The following is a 16,127-nucleotide window of genomic DNA, read 5'->3' as shown; positions in this document are numbered from 1 at the left end:
TCTATGGCATCGCCCCCGGCTCTGATCCGGCTGGACGGCACGCCGATGCGTGCCGCCACACTGACTCAGGAAATCGCCGCGCCACAGACGATGGGCTTGCGTTCCATCTTGTCGGGGCATCCCGCGCAAGGGTTGACGCCCCGCCGCTTGGCTGGGCTTTTGCTGGCGGCAGAGCAGGGCGATGCCATCGGTTATCTCGAACTGGCAGAGGAGATGGAGGAAAAGGACCTCCATTATCTATCGGTCTTGGGAACGCGAAAGCGGCAGGTCGCACAGTTGCCAATCGAAGTCGTGGCGGCGGGCGATAGCGAGGAAGACAAGGCCGATGCCCAGTTGGTCCGCGACTGGATGACCCGCGACCTGATCCAGACTGAGATTTTCAATATCCTCGACGCGATCGGCAAGGGCTTCAGCGTCACGGAAATCATATGGGAGTTCACCGACGCCACGTGGTTGCCCGCTAAACTCATCTGGCGCGATCCCCGATTTTTCGAGTTCGATCGTGTGGACGGCACCACCCTTTGCCTGCGGGATATCAATGGCCCGCAACCCATGCCGCCGTGCAAGTTCATTACCCATTATCATCAAGCAAAGTCGGGCCTGCCGATCCGTGGCGGCATCGCGCGCGCGGCGGCATGGTCGTACATGTTCAAGAATTACGCGATCAAGGATTGGGTCGCGTTCCTCGAAAACTACGGAACGCCTCTCCGTATCGGCAAATACGATAATGGCGAAACCGAAACCAACATCAATGTCCTTTTGGACGCGCTGGCGACCTTGGGCAGCGACGCGGCGGCCGCCTTTCCCAAAACGATGGACGTCGAGTTCATTGACCCCAAGGTCGGGACGGCTCCGAATGACCTGTGGCGGTCCAAGGCGGAATATTGCGATGGGCAATTGTCCAAGGTCGTACTCGGTCAGACCGGCACCACCGATGGCAAGCAGGGCGGCTTGGGTGACGGCGGCAACAAGGTGCATGACGGGGTAAGAGAGGACATTGAGAGGGCGGACGCGGGACTGGTTGCCGCGACGCTCAATGACCAGCTCGTCAAGCCGATCGTGATGTTCAACCGGGGCGTGCGGCGGCGCTATCCGCGCTTGCGCATCGGGCGTCCTACCGCCGTGGACGTGAAGGCGCTGACGGAGGCCGCAACGGCGCTGGCGGCGCTTGGCGTCGAGATCGATGCGGATGAGGTGCGCGACCGTGCGGGCCTGCCCGCACCCAAGCCCGGTGGGCGCAAGCTGACCGTGGGCGGTGCCAGTGTGGGCCAGCCCGCTTTGCTGACCGGCTCACAACTGGCGTCGCTGAGCGAAATGGCTGCGGCCGTCGAGGCTGGCACCATGCCTATGGATCGCGCGCGGGCGTTGATGGCGGTCGCGTTCCCCATGCTTTCGGATGCGCAAGCCGATCGCCTGCTAGGCGGCGCTCAGGAGCGCGTCGGGGCGCCTCCAGCCCCCACCGGGGCGGAAAACGGTCGGGTGGCCTTCTTAGACCTTCTGAAACCTTCTGAATCGGCAATTCGGACTCGGGGCGGCGGTGCCGCTGTCGCAGATGCGGCACCCGTCGCGATCCGCGATAGCGTCGATAATGCGGTGGGACAGGCGCTCGACGGGTGGGAGCAACTGATGGAACCGGTACTCGACCCGGTGCGGCAGATCGTCGCGCAAGCGTCGAGCTTGGAGGAAATCAAGGCGACCTTGATCGATGCGATTGAGCGGATGGACCCTGCCGCACTGACCGAACGGCTGGCACGGGCGGGCTTTGGCGCTCGGCTGGCGGGTGACATCGATGTGCGGGGGCAGTCGTGAGTTTTGCGGCCCTTTTCGCGTTCCAGCGGCCTTCCGTTGCGCCCTATCGAAAATCGGACGGCACGCTTTCTGTCGCGCCCGCCGATGTTCCCCGGTTCGACCATGACGCGGGCGGTAGTCCACTGGGGTTGCTGGTCGAAGCGGGCGCGGAAATGGGACAGCATGATAGCATCGCCTTGCGAGCCCCTGTCCCGATCGAGGGGGCGGCAACGGTGTTTCATGAGGTCGCGAACGCTGACGGCATCCAGCGCCGGGCGCATTACACGCTCAATGCCACCGCCACCGTGAACGCTTGCCTAGCCCAAGTCTGCCATCATCGGGCGATCGGGGCGGTTGCTGGCTTTGTCGCGATCCGATCGGGCGTTGTGGCCTATCAAGGCAAGCGGTGGACGCCACCGGCGATCGTCACACTGGCGGACGGCAAAGCCATCACCCTCGCCAATGGCTTTCGGCTGCTGGCGTCCTGACCATGGCCGATCAGTCGATACCAGTCGCGCCGCCACGGGAAGCGGTAGACCGTTTCCAATCCAAAGGTTTCACCTTCGGCTATTCGTGGCAGGACGTTTGGCATGAGGAACATGGGCGGTCGTTCACCGTCGCAAAGGCCATGACGCGCGACGTGCTGGAGACGATCCGGGCGGAGGTGGATTCCGCGATCGTCAATGGCACGACCTTGGAGACGTTCCAGGCGAACTTGACCCCGACGCTACAGAAGCTGGGTTGGTGGGGTCGTCAGGAAATGGCGGACCCGCTGACTGGGGAGGTCAAGGAAGTCCAACTGGGGAGCCCGGCCCGGCTCGATACCATCTTTTCAGTCAATACCCGCGCATCCTATCAGGCGGGGCGGTGGGACCGCATAGAGCGGCAGAAAAAGGCATTTCCATACCTTCGATATGTGTCGGTCATGGATGGTCGGGAACGGCCGCAGCATCACGCATGGCATGGGACGATCAAGCCTGTGGATGATCCGTGGTGGGATACCCACTATGGACCATGCGGCTGGCGATGCCGCTGCACCGCCGTTGCCTATAGCGCCCGCCAGTTGGCGCAAAAGGGCTGGGAGGTCACGGAATCGCCGCCGTACTTTCCCGCTAAGGCGTGGGTGAACAACAGGACCGGGGAAGTCTCGGAACTGGAAGAGGGGATAGACGCCGGCTGGTCATACAATGTCGGCAAATCCCGTCTGAGCGGGCTGGCACCCGCCCCGTTGCCGCCAGCGCCCGGCGACCGAAAGCCGCCTGTCGCACGCCCTATGCGTGCAAATGGGGCTGCCGAATTAAAGGCGTTCTTCAAACCGTTCGGTATGGAAGCTGGCGACGTTCGCAAGGGGAAGGTGTTCACCGATCGCGGCGGATGGCCGCTCGCAATGTCCTTCGACTGGTTCAAACGGAATGGCGAAACCGTCATGCCGCAAGGCGATGTTGGCGGCGCTGGCGAGACGATCGCACACCCGCGCGAAATATGGTGGAGTTGGGGACGTGCGGCAAATGGCGCTGCCGTTCTTGTGCGGCGCTACGTCACGGTAGACAGCGAAGGTCGTGCGAGCCGCGTCGTGGACGTAGGTCGTGACGGCTGGACCGTGGATCACGGCGATATCGACCTAGATACGCTCCGTGTCGGCAAGCTGGCCTGGCAGGACGGTGCGCAGGGCTCGGGCTTAGCCGGAGGCGACGGAGAGAGCGAGCAGGAGGAATTTGCGGCGTTTGGCCTTCCAATGCCGATCAACCTGCAATCTCTGCCAGTGCATAGTCATGTTGGTTCTGAGGCACGAGGGAAAGGCCTGACCGCAGTCGGCTGCTGGTTCGACCTTAATGGCGGTGCGGGTTTGAGCGCCACAGGGTCAAATTTCGGGGGCATCGCCAGTGACAATGCACCGGAGTCTGTATGAGCACAGCGAAAAGCGGTTGCGCTGTCTTATGCACGAGGCCTAGACCGAACGCCCGAAACGGCGCGCAACGCCTGGTCTACATAGACCCCGGCGACGTCGTTCTCAATAGACGGGCAGTGGGCGCCGGTGTGTGGCGATACCTTCCCGCCCTTTCATACAGTCGCCTGACGTGCGTCATGTATATCGACAGCGCCGATACAGTGCATTCCGCCTGAAATAGTTCTGATGAGCGGTGGCATGGATGACGCGATTGACGATTACTGGGACGGTCGGCTGGACCTTCTGGAAGTCACCGAAAGACTGTTCGGGGCTGAGTGCCGTGATAGCGCGTGGGCGCGCTTTGGTGGACGCTCCATCTACATCCCGATCCACCCTCGACCGGATCACCCTCTCAGTGAAGCAATCGGCCATGACAGGGCAAAGGCCGTGGCCGGTGAATTGGGGGGTGTCGTCGTTCAACTCCCTCTCTGCCCATCGTCCGGCTGGAGAGGCCGTCGAGAGGTCATCCTTTCAGATGCGCTTCGAGGGGTGGCGGTCGTGGCGACAGCGCGGCGGCTCGGGTGCACTGAGCGGACAGTTTACCTCATCAGGCGATCCTTAAAGGAAAACGGGGAACTGCCTGAGAAGGTACAAAAGCGGGCCGGGGCCAATCGGGCATCACTCCAGGCATCGGTTTTACAGCGCCTGCAAGAAGGCGCTCCCGTCTCGAACATCGCCGCAGCGGTGAAGGTGTCCAAATCACGAATCTGGAAAATCCGGCGGGAATTGATCGCCGCCGGTCAACTTAACGAAGCGGAGAAAGCAGTATGAGCCAGCCCTATACCCTCCTCCATCCCCTTACACTCGACGCCAAAGGCGCGGCGTTGGTGGGGCTCCAGCAAGACGACAGAATTACCGAAGTTACGCTTCGTCGCGCGATCGGGAGTGACCTCAAGCTGATCGATCGGTTCCGTGACAAGCCGATTGAGTTGACGCTGAACATGATCGCAAAGCTTTCAGGTATCGACCTCTATGTCGTCGAGAAGTTCGACGCGGAGGATATCGGCCCTTTGGGGGACTTGGCCATGGCATCGTCACCGAATGGCCAATCAATTGGCGCGACTGCCTAGGCGAACTCGCACGCGCCTTCCGCTGGTCCCCGGCTGAACTCATGGCGCTCGAATGGTCTGACGTGGAAATGTGGCTCGATCAAAGGCCGGAGGTAATCGAAGCGTGAAACTGTCGCTGATCTTGGAGGCTGTGGACCGATGGAGCGCGCCAGCTCGTCGCGCTCAGCAGTCTACGCAGCGGCTGACCTCTGGTTTGGGTGGGCTGGCATCGCAATCGATGCGGGCGCGGAGCCAAAGCACGCAACTCGACCGTGTAGCGGGTCGCCTTCCGTCGATACTCACGCGAGCAAATGCCGCCGCCACCCGGTTCGCGCGTGCAGGGCTGACCGGCATCGAGCGGGGCGCAAGTCACGCAAGCCGCGCGATCGATGCGGTTGCATTACGAGCGGGGCGCTTCGCGATCGGCGGCGCTGGTCTGTTGGCCGCTGGCGGCGTTGCTGCGACGGGCATGTTCGCGCGCGGCGTCATCAGCAACGGCGCTCAGTTCGAGCAATACCGCGTGCAGTTGGAAACCGCGCTGCATTCCGCCAAAGCGGCGCAGGACGCTATCCGGTTTATCCAAAAGTTCGCGGCCGATACGCCTTACGAAATTGGCGAGGTCATGACGGCGTTCATTACCGCCAAGAATCAGGGCATCGATCCGTTCAATGGCGCGATGACCGATATCGGCGATAAGGCGTCATCCGTTGGTCGCAGCTTTGAGGACGTGGCCTTGGCGGTTGGCGACGCCATGCGCGCTCAGTGGGAGCGGTTGCTTGACCTGGGCATCGTGGGTTCGACCCATGGCAGCAAGGTCGCGCTTCAATATTTCGACCGCAACGGCAAGCAGGTTTCCAAATCGGTCGCCAAGGACGCGACCAAAATCCGGGATACTTTGCTGGGGATATTCCGTGAGTCCAGCGGTGGCGGCATGGCGCGGCAGTCCAAAACGCTGCTGGGTATATGGAGCAACCTGACGGACAAGGTGACGAACTTTGAGGTTTCCGTCGCCAACAAGGGCATTTTTGATCGCGTCAAAGGCCGGTTGCAGGAAGTCTTGGACTGGGCTGATCGTCTGGAAAAGGAAGGCAAGCTGGACGCATGGGCACAGCGCGCCTCGGACGAAATGACCAAGCTTTTCGACCGCGCCGATCGCTTTGTTCGGGAGGTCGATTGGAAGGCCGTTGCCGATGGTGTCGGTTCCATCACAAGCGCTCTTGTCACCACGGTCGAATGGATCGGCAAAGCGACGAAGGCTTGGGGCGAATTGAACCGTATCGGCGCTGGCATCGATAAGCGAGCGGGCTTCGATAACACCGGCAACAGCATCGAAAGCAAGATTTGGTCCGCGCTGACTTGGGACCCGTTCGACGCGATGATGAGTGGTCCGTCAAAGTCTACGCCTGCCCCGCAACCGGCAAAGCCGCGACCGGCTATCCCCAATCGTCGTGGCGTCTGGGAACGTGCATTGCAGAACGCCCCCAGTGCTTCGAGCCCGCTGATGAAACCGGCGCGGATGCAGGTCGATATCCATTTGAAGGGTGACGGTGCCAAGGGTGCGCAGGTTCAGAAAATCAGCACACCCGGTCACGTCACAGCAAGCGTGTCCCGTTCCGTCTCGCGCGGTCCTGCCATGGGAGGCGCGGCATAGTTTCGTCCTGGCGGTGCAAGCCGCTCAACGTCACCTCGACCGATGATTATCCATTCGGGTCGGTTCGGGGAACGAAGGACGATACGGCGGGGTCGGTGGCTTTCTCCTCCACCGGCCCCGCCCATCGTTCGGTCTATTTCCAGAAGGTTCTAAGACGTGTCTCAGCAGCTTCTTTTCACCCTCTCAGAACCTGTCACGATCGTCCTGAGTGGCGCGCATGGCCCGAAGCGTGAAAAGCAGATTGTCGACATCTCGCTACGCGGACTGGAACCGGGCGATATCCTGTTGCTCGACCGTTTCCGTCACCAACCGGCAACGCTCGGCTTGCAACTGGTTGCGACGTTGAGCGGCCTCACGGTGCCACAGGTAAAGCGCCTCGCCATGACGGACTTTGCGAAGATCGCGGACGCGGCATTAGCACGTTTGGCGGCGGCGGCGCGGCGCATGGGCATCCCGACCGAATGGTTTCGCGAACAGCCCGCCACGTGAACGGCCTATCTCGCTTTGTCTCATTTTGTCTCGGTTTATCCCGCCAGTGCCATTCTCTATGTCTCTCTCTACCGGTTCCTCTTGAGAGCCGAAATCAAAGAACGTATATCGAACAAATGGCGCAACTCGATACCCGTGAGAAGCTCGCGATCCTGGCGGATGCGGCGAAATATGACGCCTCCTGCGCCTCTTCGGGCACGTCGAAACGCAACAGCCGCGACGGCAAGGGGATCGGCTCGACCGAGGGCATGGGCATCTGCCACGCTTATGCGCCGGACGGTCGCTGCATCTCGCTGTTGAAGATCCTGCTGACCAATAGCTGCATCTTCGACTGCCATTATTGCATCAACCGCAAGTCGTCGAACGTCCGCCGCGCGCGCTTCACCGCGCAGGAGGTGGTGAACCTGACGCTGGCCTTCTATCGGCGCAATTATATCGAGGGGCTGTTCCTCTCCTCCGGCATCATCAAGTCCTCCAACTATACGATGGAGCAGATCGTCGAGGTCGCGCGGTCCCTGCGCGAGGATCACGGCTTTCGCGGTTATATCCATCTGAAGACCATCCCCGATGCCGATCCCGAGCTGGTGCGTCTGGCCGGGGTCCATGCCGACCGCGTGTCGATCAATGTCGAGCTGCCCACGGTCGGCGGCCTGCGGCGGCTCGCGCCCGAAAAGGATGCGGCCCGGATCGAAGGCGCGATGGCCGATGTGAAGACCGCCATCGAGGATCGGACGGACGCGGCGAAGAAGTACAAGTCCGCCCCCGGCTTCGCGCCCGCCGGCCAGTCGACCCAGATGATCGTCGGCGCCGATGCCGCGACCGACCGCGACATCGTCGGGCGCGCGGCGGCGCTGTACGACCGGTTCTCCTTGCGCCGCGTCTATTATTCGGCGTTCAGCCCGATCCCCGATGCGTCGGCCGTCCTGCCGCTGCAACGCCCGCCGCTGATGCGGGAGCACCGGCTATACCAGTCCGACTGGCTGATGCGCTTCTACGACTATCGCCCGAACGAAGTGGCGGCGGCGGCGGACGAGGCGACGGGGATGCTGCCGCTCGACATCGACCCCAAGCTCGCCTGGGCATTGAAATTCCGCCAGCATTTCCCGGTCGACGTGAACCGCGCGCCGCGCGAGATGCTGCTGCGCGTACCGGGGCTGGGGGTGAAGGCGGTGGACCGGATCATCGCCACCCGCAAATGGCGCAAGCTGCGGCTGGAGGATGTCGGGCGGCTGACCGTCTCGATCACCAAGCTGCGCCCCTTCCTGATCGCCGAGGACTGGCGGCCGGTGGCCTTGGCGGAGCGGGCCGACCTGAAGCCGCTGGTCCAGCCAAAAGGCAAACAGCTCGAACTCTTTGGCTGAGTGAGAGTGATTCGCGGGTGAAACGGGCGTCATGTTGCGCCGTTGGACCCCACGAAGGAGACGATCATGGCCACCGCCGACATCTATGCCGATCTGAAGCGGGATCACGACAAGCAGCGCGTGATGCTGAAGGAGCTTGCCGAGCTGAAGGGCGATGGCGCCAAGCGCAAGAAGCTGTTCGAGGCATTCCGCATCGAGATCCAGAGCCATGCCGCCGCCGAAGAAGAATCGCTCTACGCCACGATGCTCGCCGAACCGGACCTGCGCGACGATGCCCGCCATTCGGTGTCGGAGCATAAGGAGATCGACGATCTGCTCGGCGAGATGATGGACCTCGATTTCGCATCGGACGAGTGGGAATCCAAATTCTTCCACATGCGCCATCGCTATGAGCATCATATCGACGAGGAAGAGGAAGAGATGTTCCCCGCCGCCGAGAAGGAACTCGACGACGCGACCGAGGAAAAGCTGGCGGCCATCTATGAAGAGCGCAAGCCGATCGAGGAAAAGGAGGCCAAGGCCAACCCGCCCGGCGGAGACGAGCGCGATTGATCTTCGGGCGTAAGCTATCCCTGCCCTACAAGGGGAGGTGGCAGGGCGAAGCCCTGACGGAGGGGTGTCACCGGTCGCGAGCGAAACCGCCCTCGCGGCCGGGGACACCCCTCCACCATGCTATGCATGGTACCCCTCCCCTTGCAGGGGAGGAATGAGGGGGTATGCGCATCATAACCCTCTCCGCCCCCGACGATTTCGACGCATGGCGGGACGCCGCACGCGGGCTGGTCGCAGACGGCGTCCCGCCCGATCAGGTCGTGTGGCAGGTCGGCGAGCAGGCTGCCGACCTGTTCGGCACCATCGCCGACGACCGCCCGGTGGCGACCAGCTCGGGCTTCAAAGTATCCCGCGCCTTTCTCGACCTTGCACGCAGCGTCATCCTGTCGAACGACCCGAAACGCTTCGCACTGCTCCACACCGCGCTCGACCGGCTTGGCCTCCAGCCCCGGTTGATCGAGGACCAAGCCGATCCGCTGATCCGTCGCCTCGATCGGCTCGCCAAGGCGGTGCGGCGCGACATCCACAAGATGCGCGCCTTTCTCCGCTTCCGCGAGACCGAGGACGATGACGGCCCCCGCTATGTCGCCTGGTTCGAGCCCGAACATCATATCGTGCGTGCCAATGCGGCCTTTTTCGTCAACCGCTTCACCACGATGCGCTGGTCGATCCTGACGCCCGAGGTGTCGCTGCATTGGGACGGCAAGACCCTGTCCGAAGGCCCAGGTGCAACCAAGGCCGATGCGCCGGAAGGCGATCCGACCGAGGCGGTGTGGAAGACCTATTATGCCAGCATCTTCAACCCCGCCCGCGTGAAGATCGGCGCGATGCTGAAGGAGATGCCGCGCAAATACTGGAAAAACATGCCGGAAACCGCGTTGGTCTCCCAACTGATCGCAGGCGCGCAGGCGCGGGAGACGGGCATGATCGACACCGCCAGAACGGATGTGCGCACGGGGCGCGGCGGCAATGCGCAGGCGGCATGGAACGCACTGCGCGACGAGGCGACGACCTGCACCCGCTGCCCGCTCTACGCGCCTGCGACGCAGACGGTGTTCGGCGAGGGGCCGGTCGACGCCGCCCTGATGTTCGTCGGCGAGCAGCCCGGCGACCAGGAGGATCTGGCAGGCCGCCCCTTTGTCGGCCCCGCCGGCCAGGTCTTCGACCGCGCCGTCGCCGAGGCCGGGATCGACCGCGCGCGCGCCTATGTCACCAACGCGGTCAAGCATTTCAAGTTCGAGCCGCGCGGCAAGCGCCGCATCCACAGCTCGCCCAATGCGGGCGAGATCCAGGCCTGCCGCTGGTGGGTCGAGCAGGAACGCCTGCTGATCCAGCCGCAGGTGACGGTCGCGCTGGGCGCCACGGCGGCCCGGTCCCTGTTCGGCAAGGTGATGACCATCGGCCGCGAGCGGGGAAAGGCGCTGACACTACCCGATGGCGGCACCGCGTTCATCACGGTGCACCCCAGCTACCTCCTCCGCCTGCCCGATCCGGCGGCGAAAGAGGTCGAATATGCGCGGTTCGTGGAGGATTTGAAGCTGGCGGCGGCGGCGCTGTTGGCTTAACCGTTGTTGCCCATCGGCTTTTCCAACATAAAGTCGAAATGCTTTCGCGCCTGCTCCGCCACCTTCACCGAAAAGTTCATACTCAATCGTCCGCAATCCCAGGCGAGGCGGGCTTGCTGGCCAAGCCGAAGACTGCTGACCTCTCTCGCGTCATGCCAATCGTCCTGCCGTTGGAACTTCTCGAGATGGCATGGCCAGGGCCCATAGTTCGGATCGGCACGCTTCCCTTTGCTATGGCATGGGCGGACTGCGTTGAAGGGAATCAATTCTTCTACGTCACGGCGGACCAAGCGCAGGCGTGGGACGATGCGGGCGCCGACTGGCGGGCGATCGCCTTTGAAAATCTGTTGCGTCTGACCATGCGCCAACCTGCATCAGGCGTGAAAGAGGACGAGCGCGGACGCCCGTTCGTCAAGGTCATGCTACATCAGGATGCGCTGGGCCCATCCCGGCTGTTGGTGCCTCATCTGTTTGAAGATGTGCTTGGTCCAGACTACCAAGTCGCCATTCCGGAGCGGACCTGCGCGATCGCCTTTCGTCGCGACCTCACACCTGCCCAAGCGGCCGATATTACGGGCATGATCCATGGTTGTTACCAACACGGCACCGAACCGATGAGGCCGGAGCGGTTCGACGCACACGCGTTTTGGAACAACGACGTCCGCTGAATCCTCCAATCGCAACTGGCGTTCGACGAAAACACGCTCTTCACCCGATCCGAGTAGACAGTCCTCTGGAGAATCCGTCCGTACGATACAGAATTTGCTCGAAAGCGAAACGCATCGGCGAGCGGCTAGCTTTCGTCACATAGCCCGCGAATCCGGCCCGATCCGCCCATCCGCATCGTCCAACGCGTAGATGGCGGCCATATCCTCCTCGTCCAGCGTCAGCTCGGTCGCGGCGAAATTGTCCGCCATATGCGCCGCGTCCGCCGCCTTCGGGATCACCGACAGGCCATGCGCCAGATGCCAGGCGAGCACCACCTGCGCCGCCGAGCGGCCATGTTTCTCCGCGATCGCCGCGATTTCAGGCGTTTTCAACAGTTCGCCGCCCTGGCCCAGCGGGCTCCAGCTCTGCGTCACGATACCCTTGGCCTCGTGATAGGCGCGCGCCTCGCGCTGCTGGAAGCGGGGATGGAGTTCGATCTGGTTGACCGCGGGCACCACGCCGGTCGCCTCGATGATTCGGTCGAGATGCTCGGGCAGAAAGTTCGACACGCCGATCGACTTCGCTTTGCCCGCTTCGCGAAGTGCGATCAGGCTCTCCCATGCCTCGACATAGGCGTCCTCGACCGGGACCGGCCAGTGGATCAGGTACAGGTCCACCGCCTCGACGCCCAGCAGCGCCAGGCTCTCGTCCAGCGCCGCCTCGGCATCGCGGTGACGGTCGTTCCACAACTTGGTCGTCAGGAAGGCGTCGGCGCCCTGAAACCCTTCACCCACCCCCCGCTCATTGCCATATACAGCAGCGGTGTCGACCAGGCGGTATCCGGCATCGAGCCCGCGCCGCACCACCAGCGCCGCCTGCGAGTCCGGAATCTTGTAAGTACCCAGGCCCAGTCGGGGCAGGGTGCGGCCGTCATTCAGGGTCAGCATCGTCATGCCGTCCCAAACCGGCCGCACCACCATGCGGTTCCGATTGACCCCTGCCCCCCGATCGCGCAAGTCGCTAGCCCCATGGTCGAACATATTCTTTCCGCATTGGCGGGCTTTGCCATCTGGGTCATCTCGACGGGCGGCTATCTGGGCGTGGCGCTGCTGATGGCGATCGAGAGCGCGTGCGTGCCCCTGCCCTCCGAGATCATCATGCCGTTTGCGGGCTATCTGGTGTCGACCGGGCAGTTCAACCTGTACCTCGCCGCGACGGCAGGCGCGCTGGGCTGCAATCTGGGCTCGATCGTCGCCTATGAGATCGGCAAGCGCGGCGGGCGGCCGGTCGCCGAGCGCTGGGGCAAATATCTGCTGATCGGGCCGGGCGAGCTGGACGCCGCCGACCGGTTCTTTGCGCGCTATGGCCCTGTCGCGGTGCTGATCGGGCGGCTGCTGCCGGTCATCCGCACCTTCATCGCCTTTCCGGCGGGCGTGGCGCGGATGAAGCTCGTGCCCTTCCACCTCTATACGTTTCTCGGCAGCTGGCCCTTCTGCCTGGTGCTGGCGGTCGTCGGGCGCGAACTGGGCGAGAAGTGGGATTCCGACCCGCGCGTAAAAGCCTTTTTCCACCGCGCCGACCTGGCGATCGGCATCGTGCTGGTGGTGCTGATCGCGCTCTACATCTGGCACCGGGTGCGCGGGCTGAAGCGCCAGGCACGCTGAACCAGCCATAGCGCGAGCGGGATCGCGACGACGGCCCAGAGATACAGACCGTTCCAGGTCGTCCATTCCCACCAGTCGGAGGGGATGGTGCGCAGGTCGCCGACCAGGAAGCGCTGCTGCATCACCGCCTGCCACCAGGCCCAGCGGAAGGTCGGCGGCGCGAAGATCTCGGCCGAGGCGATGGTCAGGTTGATCGCGATCGACCCCGCCAGCAACAGCGCCAGCGCGCCCCTTTGCCAGAATAGCCGCGCCCGCGCCCAGAGCGGGGCCAGCCCCAGCGCCAATACCCCCGCCAGCGGCATGGCATGGCGCGGCCCGGTCGCATTGCCACCGTCCCAATAGACATAGGCGGCGTTGACCAGCAAAGCGACGACCGCCACCCCGGCGGCGGCCAGCGCCAGCCCACGCGTCGCGCGATCCTCGGCCAGTCGCCACAGGCCGATCGGGGCCAGGATCAGGATCGGCGCCACCCAGACGATCCCGCGCATCGGCCCGATCAGGATCTCGCGTAGCACCGCGATCCGGGGAATGGTCAGCCCGAACAGCCCCTGGTTCATCCCCTCGAACCCGACGACGCCCGAATAGCCGATGCGGAACACCGTGCCGAAGGCGAAGAGATTATAGGCGAATAGCGGCAGCAGCCCGACCAGCCCCGCCGCGATCAGGGGCAACAGCGCCATCGGCTCGGCCCGGTGCCGCCAGACCGCCCATAGCCCGATGACCGAGCCCGCCAGCACCGCCTGATATTCGACGACCACCGCCCAGCCCAGCGCCAGTCCCGCCACCGCCAACCAGCGTGCCCCGCCCCGCGCCACGCCCACAAGCGCGATGACGAACAGCGCGGCGACGCTCGCATGGCCGAGCAAGGTGGTGGAATAGCCCCAGATCGGCGTGCCCAGCGCATAGCCCAGCGCGGCGAACAGCCCCGCCCCCGCCCGCCCGGTCAGGCGAACGCCGAGGTCGAACAGCATCAGCGCGGCGATCGCGGTCAACAACGCCGATCCGGTCGCGGCGGCGACACGGGTGCGCAGCTTCAGATAGGCGACAAAGCCCGGGTCGAAGCTCGACAGCTCATGGCGCTCCGCCCGGTCGCCGGTGACGCGATCGGTCATCGCCACGGCGGGCAAGGCCATCAACGTCATGCCCGGCGCCTTGTCGAGATAGGCGTGGGCGCCGAACTGCGCCTTGTCGATGGTCAGAGGCGCCAGGGGGTCGATGGTCGCGGTGCCGTTTTCGACCATGCGGATCGCGGCGAACAGGCGGGTCGCGTTGTTGGGATTGAACTCCCATGACCCGAACCAGGCGCAGGAGAACCAGACCAGCAGGAACAGGCCGAACCGAATGCCACCCATGCTCTGCCACCGCGCCATCGGATCACTCCTTGGTTCGTGGCTAAGGGCGCTACCTGCCCGCACCGTCGGCGACAAGCGCATCACCCAAATTCCTCCCCTGCCAGGGGAGGTGGCAGGCCGAAGGCCTGACGGAGGGGTGTCCCGCTCTCGATAGGGTGACACCCCTCCGACGCGCTTCGCGCGCCACCTCCCCTTACAGGGGAGGAGTTATGCTAGGCCATGATCGGCAGAGAGGTGGTCGACTTGATCTCCGACAGCGCCACGGTCGAATTGATCTCCTGCACCCCAGGCAGGTTGGACAGCCGCTCGAAGAACAGCCGTTCATAGGATTCGATATCCGCCGCGACGATGCGCAGCATGAAGTCGACCGAGCCCATCAGGACATGGCACTCCATCACCTCGGGCACCTCGCGGATCGCGGCGGTGAACTCGTCCAGATTGGCGCGGCCATGGGCGTTCAGCTTCACCTGCGCGAAAATCTGCGCCTTCAGCCCCACCTTGGTCCGATCGACCAGCGCGACGCGGCGCTTGATGATGCCGTCCCGCTCCAGCCGGTCGATCCGCCGCCAGCAGGGCGAGGCCGACAGTCCCACCGCCTCGGCGATCGCGGCGGTCGACAGGTTGGCATCCTCTTGCAGTAGCGCGAGGATACGACGTTCCCAGATATCGAGATCGTGCGGCATAGTCTTTCGGATAACCGGCCAATATCGGTCAGATCAACCGCCATATCGCGTGATCGGCCGGAAATGCGATCAGTTTCGCCCCCTGCAATGCGCTATCACCACGCTCAGACAGACATCGCAGGATCATCCCATGCCGCTCGAACCGCATCACGACCACAGCCTGCCGCCCGAAGAGGTGGTGACCTTCTACGACCGGGCGAGCGGGGCCAGCGGCGTGATCGTGCTCCATTCGACCGCGCTGGGCCCGGCCGCGGGCGGATGCCGGGTGTGGCGCTATCCGGGCCAGCAGGCCGCGACGCTCGACGCGCTGCGGCTGGCCGAGGGCATGGCGATGAAGAACGCGCTGGCCGATCTGCCCTTTGGCGGCGGCAAGGCGGTGATCGCCCTGCCCGACGGCCCGTTCGATCGCGAGGCGCTGTTCCGTGCCTTCGGACGCGAGGTCGCCGCGCTGAAGGGGCGTTACGTCACCGCCGAGGATGTCGGCACCAGCGTGGCCGACATGGAAAGCGTCGCGAAGGAAACGCGCCATGTCGCGGGGCTTCCCCCGCGCGGCGGCCAGCCGGGCGGCGATCCCTCGCCCTGGACCGCCCTGGGCGTGGTGCAGGCGATGCGGGTGGCCGTTCGCCAGCGACTGGGCGCCGAACTGTCCGATGTCACGGTCGCGGTGCAGGGGCTGGGCCATGTCGGCTATGCACTGTGCGAATTGCTGCATCAGGCGGGCGCCAAGCTGATCGTCGCCGAGCCGCGCAGCGAGGTCGCCGCGCGCGCCGCCGACCGGTTCGGCGCGATGGTGATGAGCAGCCGGGCGCTGCTGACCGCCCGTGCGGATGTCCTGGCGCCCTGCGCGCTGGGCGGCGTGCTGGATGCCGACACCGTGGCGCAGCTCAAGGCCAGCGTGGTCTGCGGCGCGGCCAACAACCAGCTGGCGAGCGAAGACATGGCGGCGCGGCTGGCCGAGCGCGACGTGCTGTATGCGCCCGATTTCCTGGTCAATGCGGGCGGCATCATCAACGTCGCGGGCGAGTATCTCGGCTGGAGCGCGGCCGAGGTCCGGCGGCGCGTCATGGCCGTCGGCCAGCGCATGGGCGAGGTGATGGCCCTGGCCGAACAGAATGGCATCACGCCGGAAGAAGGCGCCCGCGCACTGGCCCTGGCCCGGATCGCGCAGGCCCCCCGCGTGCAGGCGGCGGCGTAAGGCGTAATCCGAGCAGAACTTCGTTCCTCCCCTGTAAGGGGAGGTGTCGGTCCGAAGGACTGACGGAGGGGTGTCACCGCTGGCGCGTTTTTCCTACGCTCGCTGCCGGTATCACCCCTCCACCAGCTTCGCTGGTTCCCCTCCCCTTTCAGGGGAGGAATTGCCATTCGCCGACGCCCGGT

Annotated in this window: 16 protein-coding genes; 13 read left to right on the top strand and 3 right to left on the bottom strand. The window is 64.2% G+C overall.

Annotated elements, in window-relative coordinates:
• Positions 1 to 3 precede the first annotated feature (3 nt).
• From QZ546_RS09890 to QZ546_RS09840, 11 genes are all read left to right on the top strand, one after another.
• Entirely contained in the window at positions 4 to 1,809 is a 1,806-nt protein-coding gene (locus QZ546_RS09890) for a DUF935 domain-containing protein (RefSeq protein WP_294236633.1), read from the top strand.
• Positions 1,806 to 2,276 (top strand): hypothetical protein, encoded by a 471-nt coding sequence (locus QZ546_RS09885; RefSeq protein ID WP_294236631.1) that lies wholly within the window; start codon positions 1,806 to 1,808, stop codon positions 2,274 to 2,276. Before QZ546_RS09890 ends, QZ546_RS09885 begins: the two co-directional genes overlap by 4 nt.
• 2 nt (positions 2,277 to 2,278) lie before the next feature.
• Positions 2,279 to 3,697, top strand: coding sequence for a phage minor head protein (locus tag QZ546_RS09880; RefSeq protein ID WP_294236629.1), 1,419 nt, complete (start codon positions 2,279 to 2,281; stop codon positions 3,695 to 3,697).
• A gap of 237 nt (positions 3,698 to 3,934) precedes the next feature.
• Positions 3,935 to 4,507, top strand: coding sequence for a hypothetical protein (locus tag QZ546_RS09875; RefSeq protein ID WP_294236627.1), 573 nt, complete (start codon positions 3,935 to 3,937; stop codon positions 4,505 to 4,507).
• The gene (locus QZ546_RS09870) at positions 4,504 to 4,806 is read left to right on the top strand and encodes a phage tail assembly protein (protein ID WP_294236625.1); all 303 of its coding nucleotides are present in this window, start codon (positions 4,504 to 4,506) and stop codon (positions 4,804 to 4,806) included. The genes QZ546_RS09875 and QZ546_RS09870 overlap by 4 nt, the downstream gene beginning before the upstream one ends.
• 103 nt (positions 4,807 to 4,909) lie before the next feature.
• Positions 4,910 to 6,436 carry a hypothetical protein gene (locus tag QZ546_RS09865; RefSeq protein WP_294236623.1) on the top strand — a complete coding sequence of 509 codons (1,527 nt, stop codon included), beginning with the start codon at positions 4,910 to 4,912 and terminating at the stop codon, positions 6,434 to 6,436.
• A gap of 156 nt (positions 6,437 to 6,592) precedes the next feature.
• Positions 6,593 to 6,925, top strand: a complete 333-nt coding sequence (locus QZ546_RS09860; RefSeq protein WP_294236621.1) for a hypothetical protein — start codon at positions 6,593 to 6,595, stop codon at positions 6,923 to 6,925.
• Between the two features lie 116 nt (positions 6,926 to 7,041).
• The gene (locus QZ546_RS09855) at positions 7,042 to 8,286 is read left to right on the top strand and encodes a putative DNA modification/repair radical SAM protein (RefSeq protein ID WP_294236619.1); all 1,245 of its coding nucleotides are present in this window, start codon (positions 7,042 to 7,044) and stop codon (positions 8,284 to 8,286) included.
• 66 nt (positions 8,287 to 8,352) lie between these two features.
• The gene (locus QZ546_RS09850) at positions 8,353 to 8,838 is read left to right on the top strand and encodes a hemerythrin domain-containing protein (RefSeq protein ID WP_294236617.1); all 486 of its coding nucleotides are present in this window, start codon (positions 8,353 to 8,355) and stop codon (positions 8,836 to 8,838) included.
• A 164-nt stretch (positions 8,839 to 9,002) separates the two neighbouring features.
• A complete protein-coding gene (locus tag QZ546_RS09845) occupies positions 9,003 to 10,403 on the top strand; it encodes a UdgX family uracil-DNA binding protein (protein ID WP_294236615.1) in 1,401 nt (466 codons plus the stop codon).
• Between the two features lie 113 nt (positions 10,404 to 10,516).
• The gene (locus tag QZ546_RS09840) at positions 10,517 to 11,071 is read left to right on the top strand and encodes a hypothetical protein (RefSeq protein WP_294236613.1); all 555 of its coding nucleotides are present in this window, start codon (positions 10,517 to 10,519) and stop codon (positions 11,069 to 11,071) included.
• A 135-nt stretch (positions 11,072 to 11,206) separates the two neighbouring features.
• Here QZ546_RS09840 and QZ546_RS09835 read toward each other — a convergent pair whose 3' ends face one another.
• Positions 11,207 to 12,004 (bottom strand): aldo/keto reductase, encoded by a 798-nt coding sequence (locus QZ546_RS09835; RefSeq protein WP_294236611.1) that lies wholly within the window; start codon positions 12,002 to 12,004, stop codon positions 11,207 to 11,209.
• A 75-nt stretch (positions 12,005 to 12,079) separates the two neighbouring features.
• On the opposite strand from QZ546_RS09835, the gene QZ546_RS09830 reads away from it, so the two are divergent.
• On the top strand, positions 12,080 to 12,715 hold the full coding sequence (locus QZ546_RS09830; protein WP_294236609.1) for a DedA family protein: 636 nt from the start codon (positions 12,080 to 12,082) through the stop codon (positions 12,713 to 12,715).
• Here the strand turns inward: QZ546_RS09830 and QZ546_RS09825 are convergent.
• On the bottom strand, positions 12,670 to 14,085 hold the full coding sequence (locus tag QZ546_RS09825; protein WP_294236608.1) for a hypothetical protein: 1,416 nt from the start codon (positions 14,083 to 14,085) through the stop codon (positions 12,670 to 12,672). The two genes, QZ546_RS09830 and QZ546_RS09825, sit on opposite strands and share 46 nt — an antisense overlap.
• 194 nt (positions 14,086 to 14,279) lie before the next feature.
• Positions 14,280 to 14,750, bottom strand: a complete 471-nt coding sequence (locus QZ546_RS09820; RefSeq protein WP_294236606.1) for an Lrp/AsnC family transcriptional regulator — start codon at positions 14,748 to 14,750, stop codon at positions 14,280 to 14,282.
• Positions 14,751 to 14,880: 130 nt separating this feature from the next.
• Between QZ546_RS09820 and QZ546_RS09815 the strand changes: the two genes are divergently transcribed.
• Complete coding sequence (locus QZ546_RS09815) at positions 14,881 to 15,945, top strand: Glu/Leu/Phe/Val dehydrogenase dimerization domain-containing protein (protein ID WP_294236604.1); 1,065 nt, start codon at positions 14,881 to 14,883, stop codon at positions 15,943 to 15,945.
• The last annotated feature ends 182 nt before the right edge of the window (positions 15,946 to 16,127 follow it).

This window comes from uncultured Sphingomonas sp., from assembly GCF_913062585.1.
GTDB lineage: Bacteria > Pseudomonadota > Alphaproteobacteria > Sphingomonadales > Sphingomonadaceae > Sphingomonas.
Note: the sequence above shows the minus strand (reverse complement) of the source record. Positions and strands in the feature narration are given on the sequence as shown.